The following is a 25,096-nucleotide window of genomic DNA, read 5'->3' as shown; positions in this document are numbered from 1 at the left end:
ATCCGGTACGGAGCGATTCTCATGCGAACGACCTGGCTGAACCTTCTGCTTGCCGCCGCCTCGGTGCTCTTCACAGGCACGGCATCGGCAGGCGAAACACGCGCCAGACAAATTCTCGACCGTTTCGAACACGCCAACCAGTGGCGCGACCATGTCATGGTGGCGGCACATCGCGCCGGCAGTATGCAGGCCCGCAAGACGCTCTATGCGGAGAACTCGATCGCCGCCGTCGAGGCATCGATCGCGCTGGGTGCCGAAATCGTCGAGGTCGACGTCAGGCGCTCGAAGGACGGCCAGTTCGTCGTCATGCATGACAGCTGGCTCGACCGCACGACGAATTGCAATGGCGAGGTGATCAAGCGCACGCTGGCCGAGCTCAAAACCTGCAGACTGGTGATCGAAGGCACCGGCGCTGTCACCGATGAGCCGGTTTCGACGCTGCGCGAAATGCTGATGGCGACCAAGGACAGGATACTCATCAACATCGACAACAAGCTCGATGTCGACAGCCTGGCCGGCATGATCGCAGTCGCGCGCGATCTGGGCATGGCCGAACAGGTGATCGTCAAGGAGAACCTGTGGAATCCGGCCAGAATCACCACTGTCAAAGCCGCCATGGGCGCGATCGGCAGTGGTTTCCAGTTCATGCCGATTATCGCCGATGACGCGGTTCGCGACGCCGGTTTCGCCGAGAAAGTCAGCGGGATCTTTTCGCCGCGCGCGGTCGAGATGATCAATTGGCGCGCGGGATCGGAGACGCTGACCGACACCGGCGGTCCGCTGTTCAGCCCCCGTATGCGCGCGGCCGCGATAAGGGGCGACTGGCACATCTGGGCCAATACCTACGCTATCGTCAATAAGCCGGGCGGCTTCCTTGCCGGCGGTCGCGGCGACGAGTTGGCGGTGCTCGCCAGTCTACCGCGCGAGACGTACGGCTTCTGGGCCGAGCGCGGCGCCACCATCATCCAGACCGACGAGCCGAAAGCGGCGATCGACTGGCTGGCAGCGAACGGCTACCGCGTGCCTTATTCTGATGAGACGCGGCCGGCGGAGCCGGCGAACACCGCAAGCATCAACTAGACTGGATCGGAGCGGGGCAAGGGAGCCGCTTCCCTGGATGGTCGCCAGCCCGCTGTCAGGCGGCCATCGCTACTCCGTCCAATTCCCTGGCGGCATCCTCCGGCAGACGGAGTTCGGCTGCGGCAAGGTTCTCAATGAGATGTGCGACCGATGAGGTGCCGGGAATGAGCAGGATATTGGGCGCGCGCCCGAGTAGCCAGGCGAGCGCGACCTGCATCGGTGTGGCGCCGAGGCGCTGAGCGACGCCGGATAGGGTAGACGACTGCAGCGGGTTGAAGCCGCCGAGCGGAAAGAACGGCACATAAGCGATGCCGTCGCGGGCGAGTTTGTCGATCAAAGCATCGTCGCCCCTGTGCGCAACATTGTACTGGTTCTGCACGCAGACGATCTCGGCGATCCGTCGCGCCTCTTCGATCTGTCCTGACGTGACATTGCTTAGCCCGATGTGGCGCACAAAACCGCGTCGCTGCAGCTCGGCCAGCACAGTGAGCGGCGCCTCGATCGACCCTTCGGCAGGGCCATGCGCGTCGAACATGATCCTGAGATTGACCACGTCCAGCACGTCGAGCCCGAGATTGCGCAGATTGTCGTGCACCGCCTGGGTCAGCTCTTCGGCCGAGAAGGCCGGCAGCCATGATCCGTCTTCGCCGCGCCGGGCGCCGATCTTGGTGACAATGACGAGGTCGTCCGGGTAGGGCGCGAGCGCTTCACAGATAAGCAGATTGGTGACGTGCGGCCCGTAGAAATCGCTGGTGTCTATGTGATTGACCCCGCGCGCAACAGCTTCGCGCAGCACGGCCAATGCCGCGCCATGGTTCTTGGGGGGACCAAATACGCCGGGTCCTGCGAGTTGCATGGCGCCGTAGCCGAGCCGCTTCACGGTGCGGTCGCCGAGAGTGAACATGCCGGAAAGGTCAATTCTGGACATAGTCTGTCTCCGTTCAGGATGACGCTGAGATAGGCGCTATCCGATCTCACGATAATTGGGTACATTCCGCACGGGTTGTACGGAATATCGAACAATGAAGATCGACCTCGGAGACCTGAACGCCTTCGTGGCCGTAGCGCGGGCCAAGGGTTTTCGCGATGGCGCCCGCGCCAGCGGCGGCAGTGCGTCGGGCTTGAGCGAGGCGGTGCGCCGCCTCGAGACGCAGCTCGGCGTCAGGCTGCTCAACAGGACGACCCGCAGCGTCGTCTTGACCGAAGCGGGCGCGAGCTTGCTGGCCCGGCTCGGCCCAGCCTTGACCGAGGTGGAATCGGCCCTCGACGTTGTGAATGGCTTCCGCGACAGGCCGGCAGGTACGTTGCGCCTCAACGTGCCGGTCAGCGCGGCGCGGCTGGTGCTGCCCAGCATCGTCCCGGGGTTTCTCGCTGCCTATCCCGGCATCCGGCTGGAGGTGATCGCCGAGGAGAGCTTTGTCGACGTACTGGCGGCGGGGTGCGATGCCGGGATCCGTTACGATGAGCGGCTGGAACAAGACATGATCGCGGTGCCGATCGGGCCGCGCGTGCAGCGCTTCGCCACCGCTGCCAGCCCCGCCTACCTTGATCGCCAAGGCCGGCCTGAGCACCCGCGCGATCTTCTCGGGCACGCCTGCCTGCGCGGCCGATTCGCCAGCGGCGCGATGCCGCTTTGGGAATTCGAGCGAGACGGCGAGGTGGTGCAGGTCGATCCGGCGGGGCCGCTTCTCGTGACCCTGGGCGGGGCGGCCGATCTCGCCGTCGATGCAGCCATTGCCGGTACCGGCATTGTCAGCCTCTTCGAGGACTGGCTTCGCCCGCATTTCGAAAGCGGTGTGCTCGAACCCGTCCTCGAACCCTGGTGGCAGAGCTTCTCGGGGCCGTTCCTTTATTATCCCGGCCAACGTCTCGTGCCGGCTCCACTGCGCGCGTTTATCGACTTCATCAAGGCATCGGCCGATCGATCCCGACATTCAGCGAAGTCGGCACAAAGAAAAAGGCCACCCGAAGGCGGCCTTTGACCTATGCGGCTGCGTAGAGCCTAGCGCTTGGAGAACTGGAAGGAGCGGCGGGCCTTCGCCTTGCCGTACTTCTTGCGCTCGACGACGCGGCTGTCGCGGGTCAGGAAGCCGCCCTTCTTGAGCACGGCGCGCAGCGCCGGCTCGTAATAGGTCAGCGCCTTGGAGATGCCGTGGCGCACGGCACCGGCCTGGCCGGAAAGCCCGCCGCCGATGACCGTGGCGACGATGTCGTACTGGCCGGCGCGGTTGGCGGCGATGATCGGCTGGTTAAGGATCATCTGCAGGACCGGACGCGCGAAATATTCAGCGAACACCTTGTCGTTGACGACGATCTTGCCGGAGCCGGGCTTCACCCAGACGCGCGCGATGGCGTTCTTGCGCTTGCCGGTGGCATAGGCGCGGCCCGACTTGTCGAGCTTCTGGACATGGACGGGTGCAGCCGGCTGCGTGTTGGTGTTGCCGGTGGCAGTTCCGAGTTCTGCGAGCGAGGAAAGCTCAGCCATTTTACGAAACCTTCTTGTTCTTGGCGTTCAGCTTGGCCACGTCGAGCGTGACGGGCTGCTGGGCGACATGCGGATGTTCCGTGCCTGCATAGACGCGGAGATTCTTCATCTGGCGACGGCCGAGCGGGCCACGCGGGATCATGCGTTCGACGGCCTTCTCGACGACACGCTCGGGAAAACGGCCCTCGAGCAGCTGGCGCGCGGTGCGCTCCTTGATGCCGCCGGGATGGCCGGTGTGCCAGTAATAGACCTTGTCGGTGAATTTCTTGCCGGTGAACACCACCTTGTCGGCATTGATGACGATGACGTTGTCGCCGTCGTCGACATGTGGGGTGAAGGTGGGCTTGTGTTTGCCGCGAAGATGATTGGCGATGACAGTGGCGAGACGGCCGACGACGAGACCCTCGGCGTCGATCAGCACCCACTTCTTCACCACATCCGCAGGCTTCTGCGAAAAGGTTGCCATGAATTGTTGCTTTCGGTTCGGACCTTCCCCATCGACGAACGACAAGGAAAGGCGTTTCTTGTTGCTTGGATTGACCGTGAGCGCTTGCCCGCCGCCAATAACAAAACGGCGGCCTTGCGGGGCCGCTGCTTCGTGAAGGCTTATAGGGGAGGAGAGTTATGCAGTCAAGCTGCTTTTCCCGTCATCATAAAAGGATTATTGTGTAAAATTAACAGGTTGTAGTTGAGGTATCATTATACCGCATTCGAATCCATCAAACTTGGTTTAGCGCCGGCCCGGAATAATTGCGGCCAGCAGCAGTTTGATGCCGACGGCGATCATGATCGCACCGGCCAGGCGCTCTTGCCAGACAAGAAAACCGGAGTTGCGTGCCAGCCAGGCGCCGACCGCACCTGAGGCGAAGGCTACAGCCCCCAGGACCAGAAGGCCCGTAGCCTTCATGGTGGTCCCGAGTACGACAAACTGCATCGCCGACGATCCTGTGGAGGCATGGACGAACTGCGGCAGCACTGCGAGCATGAAAACGAGTGCGGTAGGGTTGGTCAGGTTGCAGATCATGCCTTGCCAAAAGGCGCCCGCCAGGCCTCCCTCCTTGGCCGCGACGATGCTGTTTGTTTCCGCTTCGTTGCGCACGAGCAAGAACTTTGTCCCGATTGCAATGAGGTACGCCGCTCCGAGCACTTGCAGCAGGCCATACGCGATAGGCGAGGACGTGATTAGCGATGCAAGTCCCATTGCCAGCAACGGAATCTGGATCACGCCTGCGAAAACGCAGCCGGTCGCCGTTGCCAGTGCCGCCCGCCGGCCCTGTCCGATACCGCGGCTGATCACCAGAAGCATGTCCGGTCCGGGGCCGGACAGCTGATAGCCAAGCACTGCGACCAGGAACGCCAGATAGGTGGGAAGTTCGGGCATGTTTTTGCGGGTCTGACTGGTGCTGCGAACGTTTTGTCGGACGTTTCGTTCCGTTGGGTTCGCTTGGAACGAGCGCAAAACGTATTCGCCGGCAAATCAGGCTTGCGATTGAAAGCTCTTCCTCGGCGGGATCGAATAGGTTCCCGTGGCGTGGGCCACTGTATGTCCGTCCGGTCCGGCGACGATGTCGATATCGAACACCATCAGGCTCTTGCCCAGCTTCAGGATGCGGCAATGGCCGTCGATCGGCCCGGCCTCGGCCTTGCGGACAAAATTGATATTGAGATTGGTGGTGACAGAAAGCGCATCGGGCCCGGCATGCGAAAGCACGCAGACATAGCCTACTATGTCGGCCAGTGTGAACAGCGACGAGCCCGACACCGTTCCGCCAGGGCGCAAATGCCGCTCGCCGGCATTCAGCCGCACCGTGCAGCCGCCGGGAAACACGTCGATCGCCTCGTAGAAGGTGAACTGGTTGTTGAGCTGGGGATAGACGCTTTCCATCAAGGCATTGACTTCGGCCGCGGTTAGCACCGGTTTGAGGTTGCTCTGCTCGGCCATTATGTTCCTCGTTGATCGTGCTGATCTCGGCTTGCCGAATAAGGCGGCTGGGCCAATTGTTACTCATGAGAAAACACGTCTGACGACTGTTCTTCAATCGGCAGCGTGCTAGTTCTTTTGTTCCATGGCTCGCGCATGCGATGCCGCTGGCCGATGAAAAGGTTGGAGAAATGGCTGAAATCGTCGCGATCAAGCCGGCTGTTGCCGAAGGTCCTGTCGTGGCGAGGCTGGACAAGGGCGTCCTGCGCCTCACGCTCGCCAATCCGCCGGCCAATGCCCTGTCGCTGGCGGTCATGGCGGCGCTGACGGCGGAACTCGACCGCGCGAAATCAGACAGATCCGTCCGCGTCATCATCCTGGCGGCCGCCGGAAAGGTGTTCTGCGCCGGCCACGATCTCAAGGAAATGACCGCGCACCGTGGCGATCCCGACCGCGGCAAGGCGTTCTTCGAGGAGACGTTTACCGCTTGCGCGGCGCTGATGCAGGCGATCGTGCGCCATCCCAGGCCGGTGATCGCCGAGGTCGATGGTCTGGCGACGGCCGCGGGGGCGCAACTGGTCGCGAGCTGTGATCTGGCGATCGCCTCGCATGAGGCGACCTTCTGCACGCCCGGCGTCAATATCGGCCTGTTCTGCTCGACGCCGATGGTGGCGCTGTCGCGCAATGTCTCGCGAAAGCACGCTATGGAGATGCTTTTGACCGGCGAGACGATCGATGCTGCGACGGCCAAGGAATTCGGCCTCGTCAACCGGGTCGTGCCGCGCGAATATCTGAATCAGATTGTCACCAAATACGCGCAAACCATTGCCGCCAAATCATCTTTGGTCGTGAAGACCGGCAAGGAAGCCTTCTACGCGCAGGCCGAGATGGGGCTTGCCGCGGCTTATGCCTATACCGGCCGCGTCATGGTCGACAACATGCTGGCGCGCGACGCGGAAGAGGGCATCGGCGCCTTCATCGGCAAACGCAAGCCGGAATGGACGGAGGAATAGACATGGAGCCCCGCATCTCCATTATCACCATCGCCGTCGACGATCTGGAGCGCGCCACACGCTTCTACGAGGCGATGGGCCTGACCCGCCATGCTGGAATCACCGATGGCGTCGCCTTCTTCCAGATGGGCGGCGTCATTCTCGGGCTGTTTCCGCGCGAAAGCGCCGAAGAGGATTCAGGCATCACCTTCGGCACGGCGCCGTCGGCGATCTACCTCGCTTACAACACCCGCTCCGACACGGAAGTCGATCACATGCTGGCAATGGCCGAGAAGGCCGGCGGTCGTATCGTCAAACCGGCCGGTCGCGCCTTCTGGGGCGGCTGGTATGGCTATTTCGCCGACACGGAAGGGCATGTCTGGGAAGTGGCGCACAATCCGGCTTTTCCGATCGCGGAAGACGGCAGCATCTCGCTGCCGGGCTGACCGCCGCCGCATGGCTCCTCGTAAGCAACTGACGCGGCTGAATGCGCCCTATCTCAAGCGCATCCTGATCGAGCCCAGCCGTGTCGCAGATTGGGAAAAATATCCCTGGAATCTGCCGATCTTCCGCAGCCACGATTTCGAACTCGAATTCACCACGCCGATCACCATCATCGTCGGCGAGAACGGCACCGGCAAATCGACGCTGCTCGAGGCGATCGGCGCGCTGGCCGGATACGATGAAGCCGGCGGCGGCAAGGGCTACATGCCCATCGACCACTCCCGCGCCATCGACAAGAGCGGCGCGGCGCTCGCCGCAACGATGCGCGGCCACTGGCTGCCAAAGGTCACCGCCGGCTGGTTCTTTCGCGCCGAATCTTTTTACTCCGTGGCGCGCTATCTCGACCAAGCGGCGCTGGATTCTGGTGCGGCGCCGCCCGATTTCCTGTCCTGGTCGCATGGCGAGGGCTTCATCCGCTTCTTCGAGGAGCGCTGCCGCCGGCAAGGCATCTACATCCTCGACGAGCCCGAAAGCGCTTTGTCGCCGACGCGTCAGATCGAGCTGATCAGGATGCTGCGGCGGATGGATCTATCAGGCACGGCGCAAGTGATCATGGCGACGCATTCGCCGCTGCTGATGGCCTGTCCCGGCGCGCGGCTGTTCCGCATTAGCCGCTTCGGCCTCGACCCGACCGATTTTCACGATACCGATCATTTCCGCATGATGCGCAGTTTCTGCAACGACCCGGATGGTTTTCTCGCCGAAGCTCTGTATGAGGACGAGGCATGAACCACGACGCCTACGACAATGCCTATATCGCCGGCATCCTCAATTCGGTGAAGACCATCGCCATGGTCGGCGCGTCCGCCAACGATGTCCGGCCGAGCTACTTCGTGCTCAAATACCTGCTGGGCAAGGGATTTTCGGTGTTCCCGATCAACCCCGGCCAGGCCGGCAAGGAAATCCTTGGCCGGATGACCTATGCCAGGCTCGCCGATGTCCCCGAGCCGATCGACATGGTCGACGTTTTTCGCGGCTCCACGGCAGTGCCGGGCGTCGTCGACGAGGTCTTGCGGCTCGATCCGTTGCCGAAAGTCATCTGGATGCAGCTTGGCGTGCGCCATGACGAGGCGGCGGCGCGCGCAGAGGCCGCCGGCATCAAGGTGGTGATGAACCGCTGCCCCAAGATCGAATATGGCAAGCTGTCGGGCGAAATCGGCTGGACCGGCGTTAATTCCGGCGTGCTGTCGTCGAAGAAGCCGCTGATGCGGCCGGGATTCCAGAGCTTCGGCGTTCGCCAGAAATAGGTAGTGAATGGTGAATAGAAGGATTTTTCTGGAAGGCGGGCAAAGCGGCATATGAGCCGCTTGCAATCAGGATGAGGCTGGCCGACTTTGCCATCACCATTCACCATTCACCATTCACCATTCACCATTCACCATTCAGCATTCAGCATTCAGTATTCAGCATTCAGGGGAGGTATTCGATGACCCGCACGCCCGGTTTCAACACACTCGCCGTCCATGCGGGTGCCAAGCCCGATCCGGCGACCGGCGCGCGTGCCACGCCGATCTACCAGACGACCTCCTTTGTCTTCGATGATGCCGACCATGCCGCGTCGCTGTTCGGGCTAAAGGCCTTCGGCAACATCTACACCCGCATCATGAACCCGACGCAGGCGGTGCTGGAAGAGCGTATCGCGGCACTCGAAGGCGGCACGGCGGGGTTGGCCGTGGCGTCGGGCCATGCCGCGCAGGTGCTCGTCTTCCATAATCTGATGCAGCCCGGCAACAATTTCGTATCCGCGACAAGGCTTTACGGCGGCTCGATCAACCAGTTCGGCCACGCCTTCAAGAATTTCGGCTGGCAGGTGCGCTGGGCCGACACCAACGACATCTCGACCTTCGAAAGCCAGATCGACGAAAAGACCAAGGCGATCTTCATCGAGAGCCTGGCCAATCCGGGCGGTGTCTTCGTCGACATCGAGAAGATCGGCGATATCGCCCGCAAGCACGGCCTGCCGCTGATCGTCGACAACACGCTGGCCTCGCCCTATCTGGTGCGGCCAATCGAGCATGGCGCCGACATTGTCGTGCATTCGCTGACCAAGTTCATCGGCGGCCACGGCAATTCGATCGGCGGCGCCATTGTCGACGGCGGCACCTTCGACTGGTCGAAATCCGGCAAATATCCGATGCTGTCGGAGCCGCGCCCCGAATATGGTGGCCTCGTCTTGCACGAAACCTTCGGCAATTTCGCTTTCGCCATTGCCGCGCGCGTGCTTGGCCTGCGCGACATGGGCCCGGCGATCTCGCCCTTTAATGCATTCCTGATCCTGACCGGGCTGGAAACCCTGCCGCTCAGGATGCAGCGCCATTGCGACAATGCGGTCACCGTCGCCGGGTGGCTGTCTAACCACCCAAAGGTCGCCTGGGTGTCCTATCCTGGCCTGCCCAGTGACAAGAACAATGCGCTGCAGAAGAAGTACTCGCCGCTTGGCGCCGGTGCCGTGTTCACCTTCGGCCTGAAGGGCGGCTATACGGCAGGCATCAAACTCGTAGAGGCGCTCGAACTGTTCTCGCACCTTGCCAATGTCGGCGACACCAAGTCGCTGGTCATCCATCCGGCATCGACCACGCATCGGCAGCTGTCCGACGAGCAGAAGGTCGCGGCAGGCGCTGGGCCGGATACGGTCAGGCTCTCGATTGGCATCGAGGATGTCAACGACATCGTCGCCGATTTGGAACAGGCTCTCGCCAACGTTTGATTCTGCTTGGAAGGAGCTTCCATGACCGCGCCGAAATTTCTTTCCGTCAATGTCGACAGCATCGAACCGGAACTTGGCGCGCCGGCGCCGGATCGTCTGATTTCAGGCGATCCGAAATTTCGCACCTGGAATGTCGAGGAGCGCGACGGCGGGCTCTATGCCGGCATCTGGGAGGCGACCCCGGGCAAATGGCGCATCGAGTATGACGAGTGGGAGTTCTGCCACATCCTGTCGGGCGTTTCAGTGGTCGCTGAGGAGGGCGGGGAGGCGCGCACCGTCAGGGCCGGCGACAGTTTCGTGCTCAGGCCGGGCTTTAAGGGCAGCTGGGAAGTGCTTGAAACGACTCGCAAGGAGTATGTGATCAAGCTTTGATCACCTGTCCGGTGTGCACGGCGAGCGTTTCCAGCCCATGGAAATGATAGGTGTCGCGAAAGCGCGGCTGTTCGGCGAGATAGAGCCGCGGTAGCCGGTCGAACAGGGTTTTCAGCGATACCTGCAATTCGAGCCGGGCGAGCGGCGCGCCGATGCAGAAATGAATGCCGGCGCCGAACGAGACGTTCTTCTGGTCCGCACGATCCGGCCTGAAGGCGAAGGGTTCGGCAAACGCCGCCGGGTCGTGGTTGGCCATACCGAGCAGCAGGCCGATCGTCTCGCCCGGCCGCACGATGACACCGGCACCCACCTCGATCTTTTCATAGGCATAGCGCGTGAACATGTGCAGCGGCGCGTCGAAGCGCAGGCATTCCTCGACCGTGGCGGCTGTCGTTTGTGGCGAGGTGAAGAAGCGGCGGGGGTCGCCGCCTTGCGCGAGGATCGCGTGCACCGCATTGCCGGTCTGGTGGACGGTCGCCTCGTGGCCGGCATTGAGCAGCAGGACAGCCGAGGACACCAGTTCGTCCTCGGAGAGTTTTTGGCCATCGTCCTGCGCCGAGATCAGCAGCGACAACAGATCGTCGCCGGGGTTTTTGCGCCGCTCGGCAACATAGCCGCGCAGGAAATCCGAAAAATCCCGCGCCGCGCGATTGGCCGTCTCTTCCGTCTCACGTGTGCGGCCATGCATGTACATGGCGACCATCTGATGCGACCAGTCGAGCAGTTGCGGCCCGATCTCGACCGGCACGCCGAGCATTTCGGCAATGATGGTGATCGGCAAAGGCGATGCGAAAGCCGGCAGCAGGTCGACCTGGCCGAGTTCGAAACGGTCGATCAGCTCGTTGGCCAGCGCCTCTACGCGCGGCCTGAGCCGCTCGACCTGACGCGAGACGAAGGCGCGGTTGACCAGCGTTCTGAGCCTGGTGTGAACGGGCGGTTCCAGTTCCAGCATCGAATTGGCCTCGATGCCGTCGAAGGCGCTGAGATGCGTGCGGTCCTGGTCTATGCTCCGGCGGTCAGGGATGCCGGCCGGGTTCTGGCGGCCGAAGCGGCGATCGCGCAGCAGCCGGTTGACGTCGTCGAAGCCGCCAAAGCACCAGAAGCCGAACTCTTCCCAGAAGATGACATTCGATCGGCCGTGCATAAAGGCATAGGCCTCACAGGGATTCTGGAAGAAAGCCGGCTCGTGCGGATCGAGCCGCACATGGCGGGTGGCTGGATCGAAGGCCAGGTAAGTTGGTGGTACCAAATCGGTCATTCTGGATCATTAGCGCATGACCCCGAAAACCGGAATCGGTTTTCGGCAAGGATCATGCGCGGATTCAAAGTGTTGCGCGTCCATCGACGCGCGGCGCTCCAAGGCTTGCCAGCTTGGCGCCAGACCGTATGTTGGCGCACGACAATCCGATGCATGTCGCCCAAAAGTGTGAAGCGGTTTTGGGACAATGACATGCACAAAAGCGCGTTGAGCCGGCCGAAGCGGCTGCGGAAGACTGACTTGATGAATGTGATCGTGGTTGGCGCAGGCATTGCAGGGCTGTCGACGGCGTGGTCGCTGGCCAAAGCTGGGCACCGGGTCTCGATCGTCGAGCAGGGACCGATTCCCAATCCGCTTGCTGCCTCGGGCGATCATCATCGCATCATCCGCCGCGCCTATGGCGCAGCGGCGGGCTATGGCAGGCTGATCACCGAAGCCTATGAGGCCTGGGACGAGATGTGGGCCGATCTCGGCGAAAACCATCTCGATCCGCGCGGCTTCATCTGCATTTCGCGGGAGCCGGGAGACGAAGCCGAGGAATACCGCGAAGGCATGGAAGCTGGGAACTATCCATTCGAACTGTTCGAGCCGGACGCCGCGGCTAAACGCTGGCCGTTCCTGGAGCCCGGCTCGTTCCGCTACGCGTATTTTTCACCGGACGGCGGTGCGCTGCATTGTCGCAAGATTGCGACCTGCCTCGCTAGATGGCTGCGCGTGAACCACGCCAATGTCTACGAAAACAGCAAGGTGGTGGAAGTTGACGCCGAGGCCGGCCGCATCGTGCTTGAAAGCGGCGAGACGATGCAGGCCGACCGCATCGTCGTCGCCGCCGGCGCCTGGGTGCTGAAACTGTTTCCTGAACTGGACGGCGAACTGAAGACCTGGCGCACGGCGCTCGCCTATGTCGAACCACCGGTGGATCTGAAAGCGGCATGGCAGGCAGCCCCCGTAATCCTGAATGTCGGCGGCGCTGTCGACGGCTACGTGATCCCGCCGTCCGGCGGCGCCGGCATGAAATTCGGCTCAGGGCTGCACAGGGTGCCGACCAGCGACGCCGACTGGAACCGCCAGCCGGTGCCGGGCGAGGGTGAGGCGATCCGCGATCTGTTTTCGCCGCCGATCGCCCGTGTCGAAGAATACAAGATCACCGAGGTCGTCACCTGCGCCTACACCTTCACCGCCGACGAGAAATTTCTGGCTCATGAAAAAGGCAGATGCCTTGTTGTCTCGGCCTGCTCCGGCCACGGCTACAAGTTCGGCGCGGCGGTCGGCAGGCGCGTGGCGGCGACGGTCGGCAATGACGACGTCGCCGGCTTGAAGGCCTGGCTGCGGGCGGAGGCGGTGTGACCTAATACCGGCAATGCCTTGGCATATGAACGCGCCGCCAGCCCGACGAACCTTCCCTGACCAGCACTCGCCGTGCCACCGTCTGGTAGGACGGGGAGATTTCGATGACACGCCGCTGCTCGGGCCGTACCAGCACCTCTCGGGCCACGCTTTCATACTCGGCAGGGATGACCACGCGCCTTGTGCGTTCGGGTTCAACCACCACTGTTTCGGCGACCCGCGCATATCGGGGCTTGCGCCACACCTTGCACAGCACTTTGCGGCCGTGGATTATGCGCCATTCCCAGGCATAGCCGCCGTCGTCTACCTTGACCGTGTGGTAGACGGTGCGCGTGGCGGCCGGCACCACCTCGTAAGTGACGCGGGCCGGAGCGATCTGCTCCAGGCTCTCGCGCGTGCCGTAGATTGGCGGATCGTAGTCGACGATCTGGCCACCGGGGCTGACCAGCACCTTTTCGTGGACGGTGTCGTAAACGGGCGGCCTGTTGACCGGCTCGTAGCATTCGACGGCGCGTCCGCCGGCAGCCGTTTCGGACACCATGCCGAAAACAGCAAGGCTGGCGATGGCCGAGGAAGCAGTTTTCCTGATCATGGCACTCCCCCTGTTTGAACCTTCAGCGCAAGCTCAACGTTGAATTGTAGGGGAAGCGCCATCGCGGGAAAGCAGTTTCGAGATATTTCGTTAAGCGACGCGGTTAAGAAAGTGCTACTCGGCAGCGCAGCCACACCGCTTTAGCGCCGACGCAGCCTCGGGCGAATCCTGTGCAGAAACCTTGATTCGACTTAACCGGATGGCTAGGAGGGGCGGCCTTGCGCTAGGGTGAGCCGACATCCTATTTACAGGATAACGATCCAAACCGATTCTGCCCGATTTGCTAATCTCCCGGCGCCGGAATCCCATCTCGCAATAAGGGATAATCCATGAAGAACCCCGTCGAAACCTACATGAACCTCGTTCCGATGGTGGTCGAGCAGACCAATCGCGGCGAGCGGGCCTACGACATTTTCTCGCGGCTCCTGAAAGAGCGCATCATTTTCATCACCGGTCCGGTCGAGGACGGCATGGCGACGCTGGTCTGCGCGCAGCTTCTGTTCCTCGAAGCGGAGAATCCGAAGAAGGAAATCAACCTCTACATCAATTCGCCCGGTGGCGTCGTCACCTCGGGCATGGCGATCTACGACACCATGCAGTTCATCAAGCCGGCGGTGGCGACGCTGTGCATCGGCCAGGCCGCCTCGATGGGCTCGCTGCTCCTCACCGCAGGCGAGAATGGCATGCGCTTCGCTACGCCGAATGCCCGCATCATGGTCCATCAGCCTTCCGGTGGCTTCCAGGGCCAGGCTTCCGACATCGAGCGCCACGCCCAGGATATCATCAAGCTGAAGCGTCGTCTCAACGAGGTCTACGTCAAGCACACCGGCAAGAGCTACGACGAGATCGAAAAGACGCTCGACCGTGACCACTTCATGACCGCCGACGAGGCCAAGGATTTCGGCCTCATCGACAAGGTCATTTCGTCGCGTGAGCCGCTCGAAGGTATTGCCACATAAGACCGGTGGCAGTTGGCCGGTGGGAAAACCCGCTTTTTGATGCCGCTTGCGGCATTTCGGCCACAATTGGCTGTTCCCTCGACGGGAGCAATTGCCTACGTTAAGCCTATGTTGATTTTCGACGGCTTAGCTTTGTGCGGGGTTGGTGCGAATCATTGCGACGTTTTCTGATATGTGTTTCGTACGGAATGCGTTGCGGGAGCCGGAATACTGGCGGCGGCGATTTCCCGCGATAGATTGAGATATGCGCCCTTTCAACCAGACCATCGGCGGGCGGCTATGAAAGGACATGAAAATGAGCAAGGTCGGCAACAACGGCGGTGATTCCAAGAACACGCTTTATTGCTCGTTTTGCGGCAAAAGCCAGCACGAAGTGCGCAAGCTGATCGCCGGCCCGACGGTGTTCATCTGCGACGAATGCGTCGAGCTCTGCATGGACATCATCCGCGAGGAGAACAAGACCTCCATGGTGAAGTCACGCGAGGGCGTGCCGACCCCGCAGGAGATCCTCAAGGTTCTCGACGACTACGTCATCGGCCAGCCCTACGCCAAGCGCGTGCTGTCGGTAGCCGTCCACAACCACTACAAGCGCCTCGCTCATGCCGGCAAGAACAATGACGTCGAGCTGGCGAAGTCCAACATTTTGCTGATCGGCCCGACCGGTTGCGGCAAGACGCTGCTTGCGCAGACGCTGGCCCGCATCATCGACGTGCCGTTCACCATGGCCGATGCGACGACGCTGACCGAGGCCGGCTATGTCGGCGAGGATGTCGAGAACATCATCCTGAAGCTCTTGCAGTCGGCCGACTACAATGTCGAGCGAGCCCAGCGCGGCATCGTCTATATCGACGAGATCGACAAGATCTCGCGCAAGTCGGACAATCCTTCGATCACCCGCGATGTGTCGGGCGAGGGCGTCCAGCAGGCGCTGTTGAAGATCATGGAAGGTACGGTCGCTTCCGTACCGCCGCAGGGCGGCAGGAAGCATCCTCAGCAGGAATTCCTGCAGGTTGACACCGCCAACATCCTGTTCATCTGCGGCGGCGCCTTCGCCGGCCTCGACAAGATCATCTCGGATCGCGGCCGCAAGACGTCGATCGGCTTCGGCGCCACCGTAGCTTCGCCCGAGGATCGCCGCACCGGAGACGTTTTCCGCCTGGTCGAGCCTGAGGATCTGTTGAAGTTCGGCCTCATTCCCGAGTTCGTCGGCCGTCTGCCAGTCCTGGCGACGCTGGAGGACCTCGACGAGCCGGCGCTGATCCAGATCCTGACCGAGCCGAAGAACGCGCTGGTCAAGCAGTACCAGCGGCTGTTCGAGATGGAGAATGTCGACCTGACCTTCCATGAGAATGCGCTGTCGGCGATCGCCAAGCGCGCCATCGAGCGCAAGACCGGCGCGCGCGGCCTGCGCTCGATCATGGAAGCGATCCTGCTCGACACGATGTTCGAACTGCCGGCGCTGGAAGGCGTGCGCGAAGTGGTTATTTCGGAAGAGGTGGTGTCCGGTAACGCCAGGCCGCTCTACATCTATTCCGAGCAGAAGGAAAAAAAGGGCAACGTCAGCGCCTGACGTGAGCCCCTGCAGTGGAATTTCAAACGGCGCCGTGAGGCGCCGTTTTGCTTTGCGGACGGGCCGACTTTTGATGAACGGATTGTGACAGATTGGATGAACGGTTTCGTGTTGACCCTTGATCTTTGCCCCCCGTGCCTCCAACTAACTGAGGAAGGCCGGGGTGCCGAATTCTGTGCTGTAAAACTCCCGTCACAAACGGTGGTAGGCGGAACGATCCTCGGTCGTTAATATGAGATTCGCGGTTGGCCGATTGGCAGTCGCGACAAGAAAGGTTGGACAATGGCCAAAATATCCAGGGCTCCCAGCGACGGCGTCTTCGCAGTCCTCCCACTGCGCGACATCGTGGTGTTCCCGCACATGATCGTTCCGCTCTTCGTCGGGCGTGAAAAGTCGATCAAGGCGCTGGAGGAGGTGATGGGTCAGGAAAAGCAAATCTTGCTTGCGACCCAGATGAATGCCGCCGATGACGATCCCGAGGCCGATGCCATCTTCGACATCGGCACGCTCGCCAATGTGCTGCAATTGCTGAAGCTGCCGGACGGCACCGTGAAGGTGCTGGTGGAAGGCGCTTCGCGCGCGAAAATCGTTTCGTTCACCGACCGTCCCGACTTCCACGAGGCCCGCGCCACGGCGCTGGTCGAACCGGATGAGGAAGAGGTCGAGGTCGAGGCGCTGGCCCGTTCCGTCGTCACCGACTTCGAGAACTACGTCAAGCTGAACAAGAAGATCTCGCCCGAAGTGGTGGGTGCCGCCAGCCAGATCGACGACTATTCCAAGCTCGCCGATACGGTTGCCTCGCATCTTGCCATCAAGATCCCCGAGAAGCAGGAGATGCTGGCCACGCTTTCGGTCAAGGAGCGGCTGGAAAAGGCGATGGGCTTCATGGAAGCCGAAATCTCCGTCCTGCAGGTGGAGAAGCGCATCCGTTCGCGCGTCAAGCGCCAGATGGAGAAGACCCAGCGCGAATACTACCTCAACGAGCAGATGAAGGCGATCCAGAAGGAGCTCGGCGAGGGCGAGGACGGCCGCGACGAGGCCGCCGAGATCGAGGCGCGCATCAAGAAGACCAAGCTCTCCAAGGAGGCCCGCGAAAAAGCGGAAGCCGAACTGAAGAAGTTGCGGACGATGTCGCCGATGTCGGCTGAATCGACTGTCGTGCGCAATTATCTCGACTGGATCCTGTCGATACCGTGGGGCAAGAACTCCAAGGTCAAGCAGGATCTTGCCTTCGCGCAGAACGTGCTCGACACCGACCATTTCGGCCTCGACAAGGTCAAGGACCGTATCGTCGAATATCTCGCCGTGCAGAGCCGCCAGAAGAAGCTGAAGGGGCCGATCCTGTGCCTCGTCGGACCTCCCGGCGTCGGCAAGACCTCGCTCGGCAAGTCGATCGCCAAGGCGACCGGCCGCGAGTTTATCCGCATGGCGCTGGGCGGCGTTCGCGACGAGGCCGAGATCCGCGGTCACCGGCGCACCTATATCGGCTCGATGCCCGGCAAGGTCATCCAGTCGATGAAGAAGGCGAAGAAGTCCAACCCGCTCTTCCTGCTCGACGAGATCGACAAGATGGGCCAGGATTTCCGCGGCGACCCGTCGTCGGCCTTGCTTGAGGTGCTCGATCCCGAGCAGAACTCGACGTTCATGGACCACTACCTCGAGGTCGAATACGACCTGTCGAGTGTGATGTTCGTGACGACGGCGAACACGCTGAACATTCCTGCGCCCTTGATGGATCGCATGGAGATCATCCGTATCGCCGGCTACACCGAGGACGAGAAGATCGAGATCGCCAAGCGTCACCTGATGCCCAAGGTGATCCGCGATCACGCCCTGCAGCCGAAGGAGTTCTCCGTCGGCGAGGACGCGATTCGCGGCATCATCCAGACCTACACCCGTGAAGCAGGCGTCAGGAGCCTGGAGCGCGAGCTGATGAAGCTCGGCCGCAAGGCGGTGACAGAGATCCTGAAGACCAAGAAGAAGACGGTTGACATCAGGGCGGACAATCTCGCCGATTACCTTGGTGTTCCGCGCTTCCGCTTCGGTCAGGTCGAGGCCGACGATCAGGTTGGCGTCGTCACCGGGCTTGCCTGGACGGAAGTCGGCGGCGAGTTGCTGACGATCGAAGGTGTCATGATGCCCGGCAAGGGCCGCATGACCGTGACCGGCAATCTGCGCGACGTGATGAAGGAATCGATCTCGGCGGCGGCCTCCTACGTCCGCTCGCGGGCTATCGATTTCGGCGTCGAGCCGCCGCTGTTCGACAAGCGCGACATCCACGTCCACGTCCCCGAGGGCGCAACGCCCAAGGACGGACCGTCGGCGGGTGTGGCGATGGCGACGGCGATCGTCTCGGTGCTGACCGGCATCCCGGTCAGGGCCGATGTGGCGATGACCGGCGAGATCACGCTGCGCGGCAGGGTGCTGCCGATCGGCGGGCTCAAGGAGAAGCTGCTTGCAGCGCTGCGCGGCGGCATCAAGAAGGTGCTGATCCCGGAAGACAACGCCAAGGATCTGGCGGAGATTCCGGACAACGTAAAGAACGGTATGGAGATCGTTCCGGTCGCGCGGGTTGGTGAGGTCTTGCGCCATGCGCTGGTGCGTATGCCGGAGCCGATCGACTGGGTCGAACCAGCCAATGCGCCGGCTGCGGGGGATGCCGGGGACGACGCCGGCAAGTCACTCGCCCATTAGGTACTGCTAAAGTTGCAATGCACAAGAGAGAGCCGGGCCTAGCGCCCGGCTTTTTCATGTGAAAAAACCCCGGAATTCCGGGGTTTTTTCGACTCGTTTGACGCTTTTCGACTTGGTTGCGGAAGCGCTTCTTTCTAAAGTCCGTTTCCTGCCGGATGAGTCGTACGTTCCGGTTTCTCATGGAAGGGAATTTTTATGAACAAGAACGAACTGGTGTCCGCTGTCGCCGATGCCGCGAGTATTTCGAAGGGTGACGCGCAGTCGGCGGTTGATGCGGTGTTCTCCGTCATCACCGGCGAACTGAAGAAGGGCGGCGATGTCCGGCTTGTCGGCTTCGGAAATTTCACAGTGTCAAAACGCGCTGCCTCGACCGGCCGCAATCCGCAGACCGGCGCGGAAGTGCAGATTCCGGCGCGCACCGTGCCGAAGTTTTCGGCAGGCAAGGGCCTCAAGGACGCAGTCAACTAAGCGCCTTCTTACCCTTTTCAGAGACCAGAAAAGCCGGGCATTCCCCGGCTTTTCCTTAGCACCCGCTTTGGCGGCTAGCGGACGGCTCTATGTCGTCGGCGCATCCGCGCGCATCAGCCCTTCCTTTTTGAGATCGGCCCAGAGTGCTGATGGCAGTTTCGCGTCGAGCAGCGACCGGTTGCTTTCGACCTCGCTCGGCCGCTGGCCGCCGGGGATCACCGACACGACCGAAGGGTGCAGCAGCGGAAATTGCAATGCCGCCCCGATCAGGGGCACGCCGTGGCGTTTGCAAATGGCCTCGATGCGCGCGACGCGGTCGAGGATGTCCTGCGGCGCCTCGGAATAATTGTAATAGGCGCCGGGCTTCGGTCCGGTTGCCAGGATGCCCGAATTATACGGCCCGCCGAGAACGATGCCGATACCGCGCTTCTGGCATAGCGGCAGGAAGGATTGCAGCGCCTCCTGCTCCAGCAGCGTATAGCGCCCGGCAAGCAGGAAAAGGTCGAAGTCGCCACGCTCGGCAAGTGTCTGGGCAACCTGCCATTCGTTGATGCCGCCGCCGAATGCCTTGATGACGCCCTGGTCACGCAAGGCCAGCAGCCCGTAATAGCCTGAGCGCATGAACTCCTCGATGCGTTGGTCCGAGGCCTCCTTGCTGCCATGGGTGAAGATGTCGAGATCATGCACGAAAAGGATGTCGATGCGGTCGACGCCGAGGCGCTCGAGCGAGGCTTCGAAGGAGCGCATGACGCCGTCATAGCTGTAGTCGTAGACCTCGCGGCGCGACGGCGTGTCGAAGAACTTGCCGATGCCGGTGCGTTGGTCCGGCGGGCAGGCGCGCATGATGCGGCCGACTTTGCTCGACAGCACCAAGTCGTCGCGCTTTTTCGAACGCAGGAACGGATTGAGTCGCGTTTCCGACAGGCCAAGCCCGTAGAGTGGCGCGGTGTCGTAGTAACGGCAGCCGACTCGCCAGGCGGTCTCCAAGGTGGCGTTGGCATCCTCGTCGGAGACAGCGCGATAGAGGTTTCCCAGCGGCGCCGTGCCGAAGCCGAGTTCCGTGAACGCGATGCCGCCATTGCCGATGCGGTCGAAATGCCGTGTCTTCATGTCCTGCCGTTTCCTCACCTACGCAATTGCCATGACACTATCACGCCTGGGGCACTGCAAAAGCACTCCGAGCCATTGGACACGGATTTTCACGGTGATAGCATGAGCAAAAACAACCTGTTCGGGGAAAAACGTGGCCCAAAGATTCAGGCAGGTCTCCGGTTCCAATGCTGGCAAAAACCTGTTCGGGGCTGCGCTCGACGAGCTTGGCACTGTGGTGGCTCGGATCGGCGAGAGCCGCATCGACGCCGACGGCCAAACCAACATGGAATAGGCGTCATGCGCTACGAGCTGATGCTGCCGCACCAGATCCGCAAGGCGACCGCCGAAAACTGGCCGGTCGTGCTCCCGCTCGGCGTGCTCGAATACCACGGTGAGCACATGGCCGTCGGCATGGATACGCTGGCAGTCGTCAAGATGCTGGAGCTGTTCGAAAAAGAAGCCGACATCGTCATCCTGCCGCCGTTCTATTATGGCGCGGCGAGCTACGCTGTGGCGCCGCCGGAGGGCAATGGCTCGGTTCAGGTCGGCGGAAATGCGTTGGCGCCGTTCGCAGATGAACTGTTCTACAGCCTGCTGCGCATCGGCTTTCGCAACATCCACGCCATCATCCATCACCAGACCGAGAATTTTGTTGCCGGCATGCCGACCGATCTCGCCTTCAAGACCGCCGGCCGCGAGGCGATCTTCCGTTTTCTGGAGAAGGAGCGCGGCGAGGGCTGGTGGGGCTCCGAGCCGATGGCAGGCTATTATGCCGAACATGCCGAAGGCGCCAATTTTTTCAACTGGATACAGGTGCATCCGCTGATGCCGGCAGCAATGAACGGCCAGTATCCGTTCGATCATGCCGGCATCGGCGAGACGTCGCTGATGCTGGCGCTATGTCCGGAAGCGGTGGACGCCGGCCGCTTCGCCGACAATACGGGATGGTACACGGCGACCGCCCCGGACGCCTCGGCGGAACTGGGGCAAAAGGGCGCCGCGATGATCCTCAAGCATTTGCGGGCGATATTGTCGGCCTAACGCGGCCCTGCCTTCTCCCAAAGGGGAGAAGGGAAGAAGGCGCCGCTACTTCACCGCGCCCGCGGTCATGCCCATGATCAGATAGCGCTCCAGCGCGATGCCGATGACGGCAAGCGGCGTGATTGCGGCGGTGGCCAGCGCCGCCATCGACCACCAGTTGATGCCTTGCGAACCGGTCTGGCTCGCCACCATCACGGGAACGGTCTTGGCGTCGGTCGAGGTCAGAAGTGCGGCGAAGAAATACTCGTTCCAGCACAGCACCATCGCCAGGATGAATGCGGCAACCATGCCCGGCAGCGCAATCGGCATGACGATGCGGAAGAAGGCGCCCCAGATCGACAGGCCGTCGACGAGGGCTGCTTCCTCCAGTTCGACCGGGATCGAGTTGAACTGGTCGCGCATGATCCAGATGACGATCGGCAGCACCATCAGCGTGTAGAGCAGGATCAGCCCGATGCGCGTGTCGAGCATGCCGACTTCCCGGTACAGCACGAGAAAGGGCAGGGCGAGCACGACCGGCGGCAGGATCAGCTGCGACAGGAAAAAGAAGGAGATGTCCTCGTTTTTGAACCAGGCGAAGTGATAGCGGTAGCGGGTGAGGCCGTATGCGGCGAGACTGCCGATGACGATGGCGAGGCTCGACGCGCCGACCGAGGTGATGACCGAATTCATGAAGCGCTTGATGAATTCGTCGCGCACTGTCGAGGTTCGGAAGATCGAGTCGGGCGACAGGCCGAGCGAGCGCCAACCCTTCCAGTCCGGCCGGAAGTCGACGAACGGGATGAGATGGCCCTGGGTGACGTCGACCGCGGTTTTGAACGAGGTGGTTATTGTCCAGTAGATCGGGAACAGGCAGATGAAGGCCCAGAAGACCAGCGCCCCATAGATGAAGACGCGGTTCGCGAAAAAGCTCGCCGGCGAGCGGATTTCGGAAGCGGCATACTCGGTGGTCTGGACGCTCATGTCACCGCCCCATTCAATTGACGTTGCGCACGAAGCGGTTGGCGAATTTCAACAGCCACGTCACGAACACGATGATGATGATGAGGTAGGCCATCGCCAGCATGGTGCCGTACCCGACATTCGAGCGGTCGCGATACTCGCGATAGATGAAGCTCGAGACGGAATCGGTCGCGCCGCCTGGGCCGCCCGAGGTGACGGTGATGATGATGTCGGCAAGCTTCAGCTTGAAGATGATGCGCAGGATGACCGCCGTCACCGAAACCGGCAGCATTAGCGGGAAGGTGACCTGCCAGAAGGTCTGCCAGGCATTGGCGCCGTCTACCCTGGCGGCCTCGAGCACCTCGCGCGACATCGCCTGCAGGCCGGCGAGCAGCATGATCATCATGAAAGGGATGAAGGTCCAGGCATCGAGCACCATGATCGAGATGCGGGCGGTGATCGGATTCGAGAAGAAGGTCGGATTGTCCCAGCCGAGATAGCGCGCCAGCGTTGCGGCCGGGCCGAAGCGGTATTCCATCAGCGATTTGCCGATCATCCACGACACCGCGACCGGCGACAGCATCAGCGGCAGCAGGAAGACGACGCGGAAGAATTTGCGCGCCCGGATTTGCGCGTTGAGCAGCAGCGCCAGCCCGAAGGCGATGACATATTCGACAAAGACCGCGAGCACATAGAGCACCATGTTGAACAGCGCGTTGCGGTAGTAGGGGTCGGCCAGCATCTGCCAGAAATTGTCGAGCCCGTTGAACTTGCGGCCGGCGAACGAAGAGAGATTCCAGTCGGTCAGCGCGATGTAGAAGCCGAACAGTGTCGGGAAGATCACCATGGCAATGGTGAACAAAAGCGCCGGTAGCAGGAACAGCGCGCGCTGACCGTCTTCGCCGCGCGTCAGCACCTGGCCGACGCCGAGTGCTATACCCCACAGCACATAGGCATAGACGACCGGCCTCCAGGTCTCGAAGCCGATCGTGTCGACTTCTGTCTTGTAGAGGATCTGAACTGCGATCACTGCCAGCAGGCCGAGCGTCGCAGCGGCCATCAACGCCCGGCCGAGCCGCTTACGGCCCGGCGATATCAGATCGGATGGAGCGGCGTTTGCCGGCCACGCATCGGTGGGCAAGGTCTGTTCAGCCACGCGTCTCGTCCGTTCACTGAAGGCTTCATGACCGGCTGGCCGGTCAAGGTGCAGTCCGGCGGCTTTGCGTCGCCGGACCAAGGTTCACCATAGTATCAGCCTACATGCCGAGGGAGGCCTTGTAGAGCTTGATCTGGTTTTCGCGGCCGATCTGGTCGGTCAGCTTCTCCCAGGCGGCTGCGATGGCATCGGCGCCTTCCTGCGCCGTCATCTTGCCGGCGAACGTGTTGGCCAGAATGTCCTCGGCGGCGCTGTAATACTGGAAGATGCCGGGGATGCGCGGTTCGATCGCCGCGTTCGGATGGTTGTAGCTGTCGGCCTCCGACTTCAGATACGAGGTGATGAACGCCTCGTCGTAACCGGCCGCCACCCATTCCGGAATGTCGAAATGCGAGTTGCGGTAGGGTTGAAAGCCCGATGGGTACGCTGCGCACCAGAGCGACAGGTCCTTACCGCCGAGATGGGCGGCGGCGGACCATGCCGCCTTTTTCTTCTTTTCGTCGGAATCGACGCGGGCCATGACATAGACGCCCCAGCCGAGATAGGCGCAGTTCGGTGCATAGTTCGGACCGCTGGCGAGCTTGTCCCAGGCGCCTGTCTTCGAATTGTAGACATCGTCAGAGCCGGGCAAGATCGAGAAGCCGGTGACGTCGCCGACCACCGAACTGTCGTTGGTCTTCGCATTCGAGCCGGCGTCTCCCCACCAGGCCAGCATCGAGCCGGTGCCGCCCAGGAATTGCGAGAAACAGGTCTGGTTCGGATCGGCATTGATCTGGTCCGGTGGTTCGGAAGGCAGCGCATCGATCACGTCCTGGATCGCACGCACCCAGGCTGGGTTGTTGACGCGCGGTTTCATCGTATCCGGATCGAACAGCCAGGCCTTGTCGTCGGGATGCTTGGCATAGGCGGAAGCGCGGCTGCCGAGGAAATAGAAACCGAAACCGCCCCAGGGCTTGGGCGCGTCGAGATAACCAAAGACGTCCTGCCCCTGGAACTGCTTGCCCTTGAGGAATTTGGTCACCGCCTGAACCTGCTGCCAGGTCTTCGGCACACCCCATTCCGTCAGGCCCGCCTTGTCACCGCTGTCAGCTTTCCAGGCTTCTGCCAGCCCGGCATCGGCGAACACGTCGGTGCGGAAGTTGAAGTTGTGCGCGTCGCCGTCGACGGTGACGCGGTACTGCTTGCCGTCCCAGGTGCCAACCGGCGGCTTCAGATAGCCCACCAAGTCGTCCATATCGATTTGTTTCTTGACCCAATCAGGCATTTCCGAGGTCAGGCCCTTGCCGCAGACATCGCCCTCGAACGGTGCGCCCATCTCGACTATATCAAAGTCGATGGTGTTGGTTGCGATCGCTTGTTGCAGACGCGGATTGTAGTCGGCCTGCGCCAGGTCGATCCAGTTGATCTTGGCGCCGGTATAGGCCTCCCACGGCTTCAGGAAGCCGCGGAACAGCACATTGTGCAGGTTCTGGTTGTTGAGTCCCATGAAACTGAGCTCAACGCCGGCGAACTCGCCCTCCTTGACATTGGCCTTGGTCGCCTCCAGGCAGAGCTCGCCGACCTGCTGAAAGTCGGCATCGGTCGGCTGGCCCTTGCCGACACCGGGGATTTGCAGGATCTGCGCCCGCAATTCGCTTGCGGCGGAAGCCGGGCGCGTCAGCGCGCCGAGCCCGGCGCCGGACGCCGCTGCGATCGCGGCCATGCTGGCCGCACCTTTGAGGACATCGCGGCGAGTGGCACCCGCGCGCATAAATTGGTTGTAAAGGCTGACTTTCATTTCGTTCCTCCCAGAATCTCAATGGTGATTGTTTCGGGTGTTTGGAGCGCTGGACGTGTTCCCCAACAACAGCGACTCCTAGAAATCGGGCCCAAGTTTTCCTCCCGCGACACTTCGATTTCCGTGGTCCGAACTAGTG

Annotated in this window: 26 protein-coding genes; 15 read left to right on the top strand and 11 right to left on the bottom strand. The window is 61.8% G+C overall.

Going from position 1 to position 25,096, the window contains the following annotated elements:
• The first annotated feature begins 21 nt into the window (after positions 1 to 21).
• Complete coding sequence (locus A9K68_RS21075; RefSeq protein ID WP_065008084.1) at positions 22 to 1,080, top strand: glycerophosphodiester phosphodiesterase family protein; 1,059 nt, start codon at positions 22 to 24, stop codon at positions 1,078 to 1,080.
• A 55-nt stretch (positions 1,081 to 1,135) separates the two neighbouring features.
• Here A9K68_RS21075 and A9K68_RS21070 read toward each other — a convergent pair whose 3' ends face one another.
• Positions 1,136 to 2,008, bottom strand: a complete 873-nt coding sequence (locus A9K68_RS21070) for an aldo/keto reductase family oxidoreductase (RefSeq protein WP_065008085.1) — start codon at positions 2,006 to 2,008, stop codon at positions 1,136 to 1,138.
• Positions 2,009 to 2,102: 94 nt separating this feature from the next.
• Here A9K68_RS21070 and A9K68_RS21065 point away from each other — a divergent pair, with 94 nt between their 5' ends.
• A complete protein-coding gene (locus A9K68_RS21065; RefSeq protein WP_065008086.1) occupies positions 2,103 to 3,062 on the top strand; it encodes a LysR family transcriptional regulator in 960 nt (319 codons plus the stop codon).
• Positions 3,063 to 3,082: 20 nt separating this feature from the next.
• Here the strand turns inward: A9K68_RS21065 and rpsI are convergent, their stop codons facing one another.
• The 4 genes from rpsI to A9K68_RS21045 form a co-directional block, all read right to left on the bottom strand.
• Positions 3,083 to 3,565: a 30S ribosomal protein S9 gene (gene rpsI / locus A9K68_RS21060; RefSeq protein ID WP_023717316.1), complete on the bottom strand. Its 483-nt coding sequence runs from the start codon at positions 3,563 to 3,565 to the stop codon at positions 3,083 to 3,085.
• Between the two features lies 1 nt (position 3,566).
• On the bottom strand, positions 3,567 to 4,031 hold the full coding sequence (gene rplM, locus A9K68_RS21055) for a 50S ribosomal protein L13 (RefSeq protein ID WP_023798353.1): 465 nt from the start codon (positions 4,029 to 4,031) through the stop codon (positions 3,567 to 3,569).
• A 264-nt stretch (positions 4,032 to 4,295) separates the two neighbouring features.
• Complete coding sequence (locus A9K68_RS21050; RefSeq protein WP_246811206.1) at positions 4,296 to 5,024, bottom strand: LysE family translocator; 729 nt, start codon at positions 5,022 to 5,024, stop codon at positions 4,296 to 4,298.
• Between the two features lie 18 nt (positions 5,025 to 5,042).
• A complete protein-coding gene (locus A9K68_RS21045; protein ID WP_065008088.1) occupies positions 5,043 to 5,507 on the bottom strand; it encodes a PaaI family thioesterase in 465 nt (154 codons plus the stop codon).
• A gap of 170 nt (positions 5,508 to 5,677) precedes the next feature.
• On the opposite strand from A9K68_RS21045, the gene A9K68_RS21040 reads away from it, so the two are divergent.
• From A9K68_RS21040 to A9K68_RS21015, 6 genes are all read left to right on the top strand, one after another.
• Positions 5,678 to 6,499 (top strand): enoyl-CoA hydratase, encoded by an 822-nt coding sequence (locus tag A9K68_RS21040; RefSeq protein WP_065008278.1) that lies wholly within the window; start codon positions 5,678 to 5,680, stop codon positions 6,497 to 6,499.
• Positions 6,500 to 6,501: 2 nt separating this feature from the next.
• Positions 6,502 to 6,924 carry a VOC family protein gene (locus A9K68_RS21035; RefSeq protein WP_065008089.1) on the top strand — a complete coding sequence of 141 codons (423 nt, stop codon included), beginning with the start codon at positions 6,502 to 6,504 and terminating at the stop codon, positions 6,922 to 6,924.
• A gap of 10 nt (positions 6,925 to 6,934) precedes the next feature.
• A complete protein-coding gene (locus A9K68_RS21030) occupies positions 6,935 to 7,711 on the top strand; it encodes an AAA family ATPase (protein ID WP_065008090.1) in 777 nt (258 codons plus the stop codon).
• Positions 7,708 to 8,229, top strand: a complete 522-nt coding sequence (locus A9K68_RS21025) for a CoA-binding protein (RefSeq protein WP_065008091.1) — start codon at positions 7,708 to 7,710, stop codon at positions 8,227 to 8,229. Before A9K68_RS21030 ends, A9K68_RS21025 begins: the two co-directional genes overlap by 4 nt.
• 179 nt (positions 8,230 to 8,408) lie before the next feature.
• Complete coding sequence (locus A9K68_RS21020) at positions 8,409 to 9,689, top strand: O-acetylhomoserine aminocarboxypropyltransferase (RefSeq protein WP_065008279.1); 1,281 nt, start codon at positions 8,409 to 8,411, stop codon at positions 9,687 to 9,689.
• 21 nt (positions 9,690 to 9,710) lie between these two features.
• Positions 9,711 to 10,061: a cupin domain-containing protein gene (locus tag A9K68_RS21015; protein WP_065008092.1), complete on the top strand. Its 351-nt coding sequence runs from the start codon at positions 9,711 to 9,713 to the stop codon at positions 10,059 to 10,061.
• On the opposite strand, the gene A9K68_RS21010 is transcribed toward A9K68_RS21015, so the two are convergent.
• The gene (locus A9K68_RS21010) at positions 10,051 to 11,319 is read right to left on the bottom strand and encodes a cytochrome P450 (protein ID WP_065008093.1); all 1,269 of its coding nucleotides are present in this window, start codon (positions 11,317 to 11,319) and stop codon (positions 10,051 to 10,053) included. The two genes, A9K68_RS21015 and A9K68_RS21010, sit on opposite strands and share 11 nt — an antisense overlap.
• A gap of 243 nt (positions 11,320 to 11,562) precedes the next feature.
• On the opposite strand from A9K68_RS21010, the gene A9K68_RS21005 reads away from it, so the two are divergent.
• A complete protein-coding gene (locus A9K68_RS21005; RefSeq protein ID WP_065008280.1) occupies positions 11,563 to 12,666 on the top strand; it encodes an FAD-dependent oxidoreductase in 1,104 nt (367 codons plus the stop codon).
• A 1-nt stretch (position 12,667) separates the two neighbouring features.
• Here A9K68_RS21005 and A9K68_RS21000 read toward each other — a convergent pair whose 3' ends face one another.
• Positions 12,668 to 13,258 (bottom strand): hypothetical protein, encoded by a 591-nt coding sequence (locus A9K68_RS21000; RefSeq protein WP_065008094.1) that lies wholly within the window; start codon positions 13,256 to 13,258, stop codon positions 12,668 to 12,670.
• Positions 13,259 to 13,587: 329 nt separating this feature from the next.
• Between A9K68_RS21000 and clpP the strand changes: the two genes are divergently transcribed.
• From clpP to A9K68_RS20980, 4 genes are all read left to right on the top strand, one after another.
• Complete coding sequence (gene clpP, locus A9K68_RS20995; RefSeq protein ID WP_065008095.1) at positions 13,588 to 14,217, top strand: ATP-dependent Clp endopeptidase proteolytic subunit ClpP; 630 nt, start codon at positions 13,588 to 13,590, stop codon at positions 14,215 to 14,217.
• Between the two features lie 295 nt (positions 14,218 to 14,512).
• The gene (gene clpX, locus A9K68_RS20990) at positions 14,513 to 15,787 is read left to right on the top strand and encodes an ATP-dependent Clp protease ATP-binding subunit ClpX (protein ID WP_029353486.1); all 1,275 of its coding nucleotides are present in this window, start codon (positions 14,513 to 14,515) and stop codon (positions 15,785 to 15,787) included.
• Positions 15,788 to 16,069: 282 nt separating this feature from the next.
• On the top strand, positions 16,070 to 18,481 hold the full coding sequence (lon, locus tag A9K68_RS20985; protein WP_065008096.1) for an endopeptidase La: 2,412 nt from the start codon (positions 16,070 to 16,072) through the stop codon (positions 18,479 to 18,481).
• Between the two features lie 195 nt (positions 18,482 to 18,676).
• Positions 18,677 to 18,949, top strand: a complete 273-nt coding sequence (locus tag A9K68_RS20980; RefSeq protein ID WP_023798342.1) for an HU family DNA-binding protein — start codon at positions 18,677 to 18,679, stop codon at positions 18,947 to 18,949.
• Positions 18,950 to 19,036: 87 nt separating this feature from the next.
• Here the strand turns inward: A9K68_RS20980 and A9K68_RS20975 are convergent, their stop codons facing one another.
• Positions 19,037 to 20,059, bottom strand: coding sequence for an aldo/keto reductase (locus A9K68_RS20975; RefSeq protein WP_065008097.1), 1,023 nt, complete (start codon positions 20,057 to 20,059; stop codon positions 19,037 to 19,039).
• A 133-nt stretch (positions 20,060 to 20,192) separates the two neighbouring features.
• Between A9K68_RS20975 and A9K68_RS20970 the strand changes: the two genes are divergently transcribed.
• On the top strand, positions 20,193 to 20,333 hold the full coding sequence (locus A9K68_RS20970) for a hypothetical protein (RefSeq protein ID WP_156768305.1): 141 nt from the start codon (positions 20,193 to 20,195) through the stop codon (positions 20,331 to 20,333).
• 5 nt (positions 20,334 to 20,338) lie between these two features.
• Complete coding sequence (locus tag A9K68_RS20965; protein WP_065008098.1) at positions 20,339 to 21,082, top strand: creatininase family protein; 744 nt, start codon at positions 20,339 to 20,341, stop codon at positions 21,080 to 21,082.
• A 45-nt stretch (positions 21,083 to 21,127) separates the two neighbouring features.
• Here the strand turns inward: A9K68_RS20965 and A9K68_RS20960 are convergent, their stop codons facing one another.
• From A9K68_RS20960 to A9K68_RS20950, 3 genes are all read right to left on the bottom strand, one after another.
• Positions 21,128 to 22,045, bottom strand: coding sequence for a carbohydrate ABC transporter permease (locus A9K68_RS20960; RefSeq protein ID WP_065008099.1), 918 nt, complete (start codon positions 22,043 to 22,045; stop codon positions 21,128 to 21,130).
• A gap of 13 nt (positions 22,046 to 22,058) precedes the next feature.
• Positions 22,059 to 23,180 (bottom strand): sugar ABC transporter permease, encoded by a 1,122-nt coding sequence (locus tag A9K68_RS20955; protein WP_065008281.1) that lies wholly within the window; start codon positions 23,178 to 23,180, stop codon positions 22,059 to 22,061.
• A 100-nt stretch (positions 23,181 to 23,280) separates the two neighbouring features.
• Positions 23,281 to 24,957, bottom strand: a complete 1,677-nt coding sequence (locus tag A9K68_RS20950) for a sugar ABC transporter substrate-binding protein (RefSeq protein ID WP_065008100.1) — start codon at positions 24,955 to 24,957, stop codon at positions 23,281 to 23,283.
• Positions 24,958 to 25,096: the final 139 nt, after the last annotated feature.

The sequence above is a fragment of the Mesorhizobium sp. AA22 genome (genome assembly GCF_001672375.2).
In the GTDB taxonomy this organism is placed as follows: Bacteria; Pseudomonadota; Alphaproteobacteria; order Rhizobiales; family Rhizobiaceae; genus Mesorhizobium; species Mesorhizobium wenxiniae.
The sequence above is the reverse complement of the archived record's forward strand: the minus strand, read 5'-3'. Positions and strand labels throughout refer to the sequence as shown.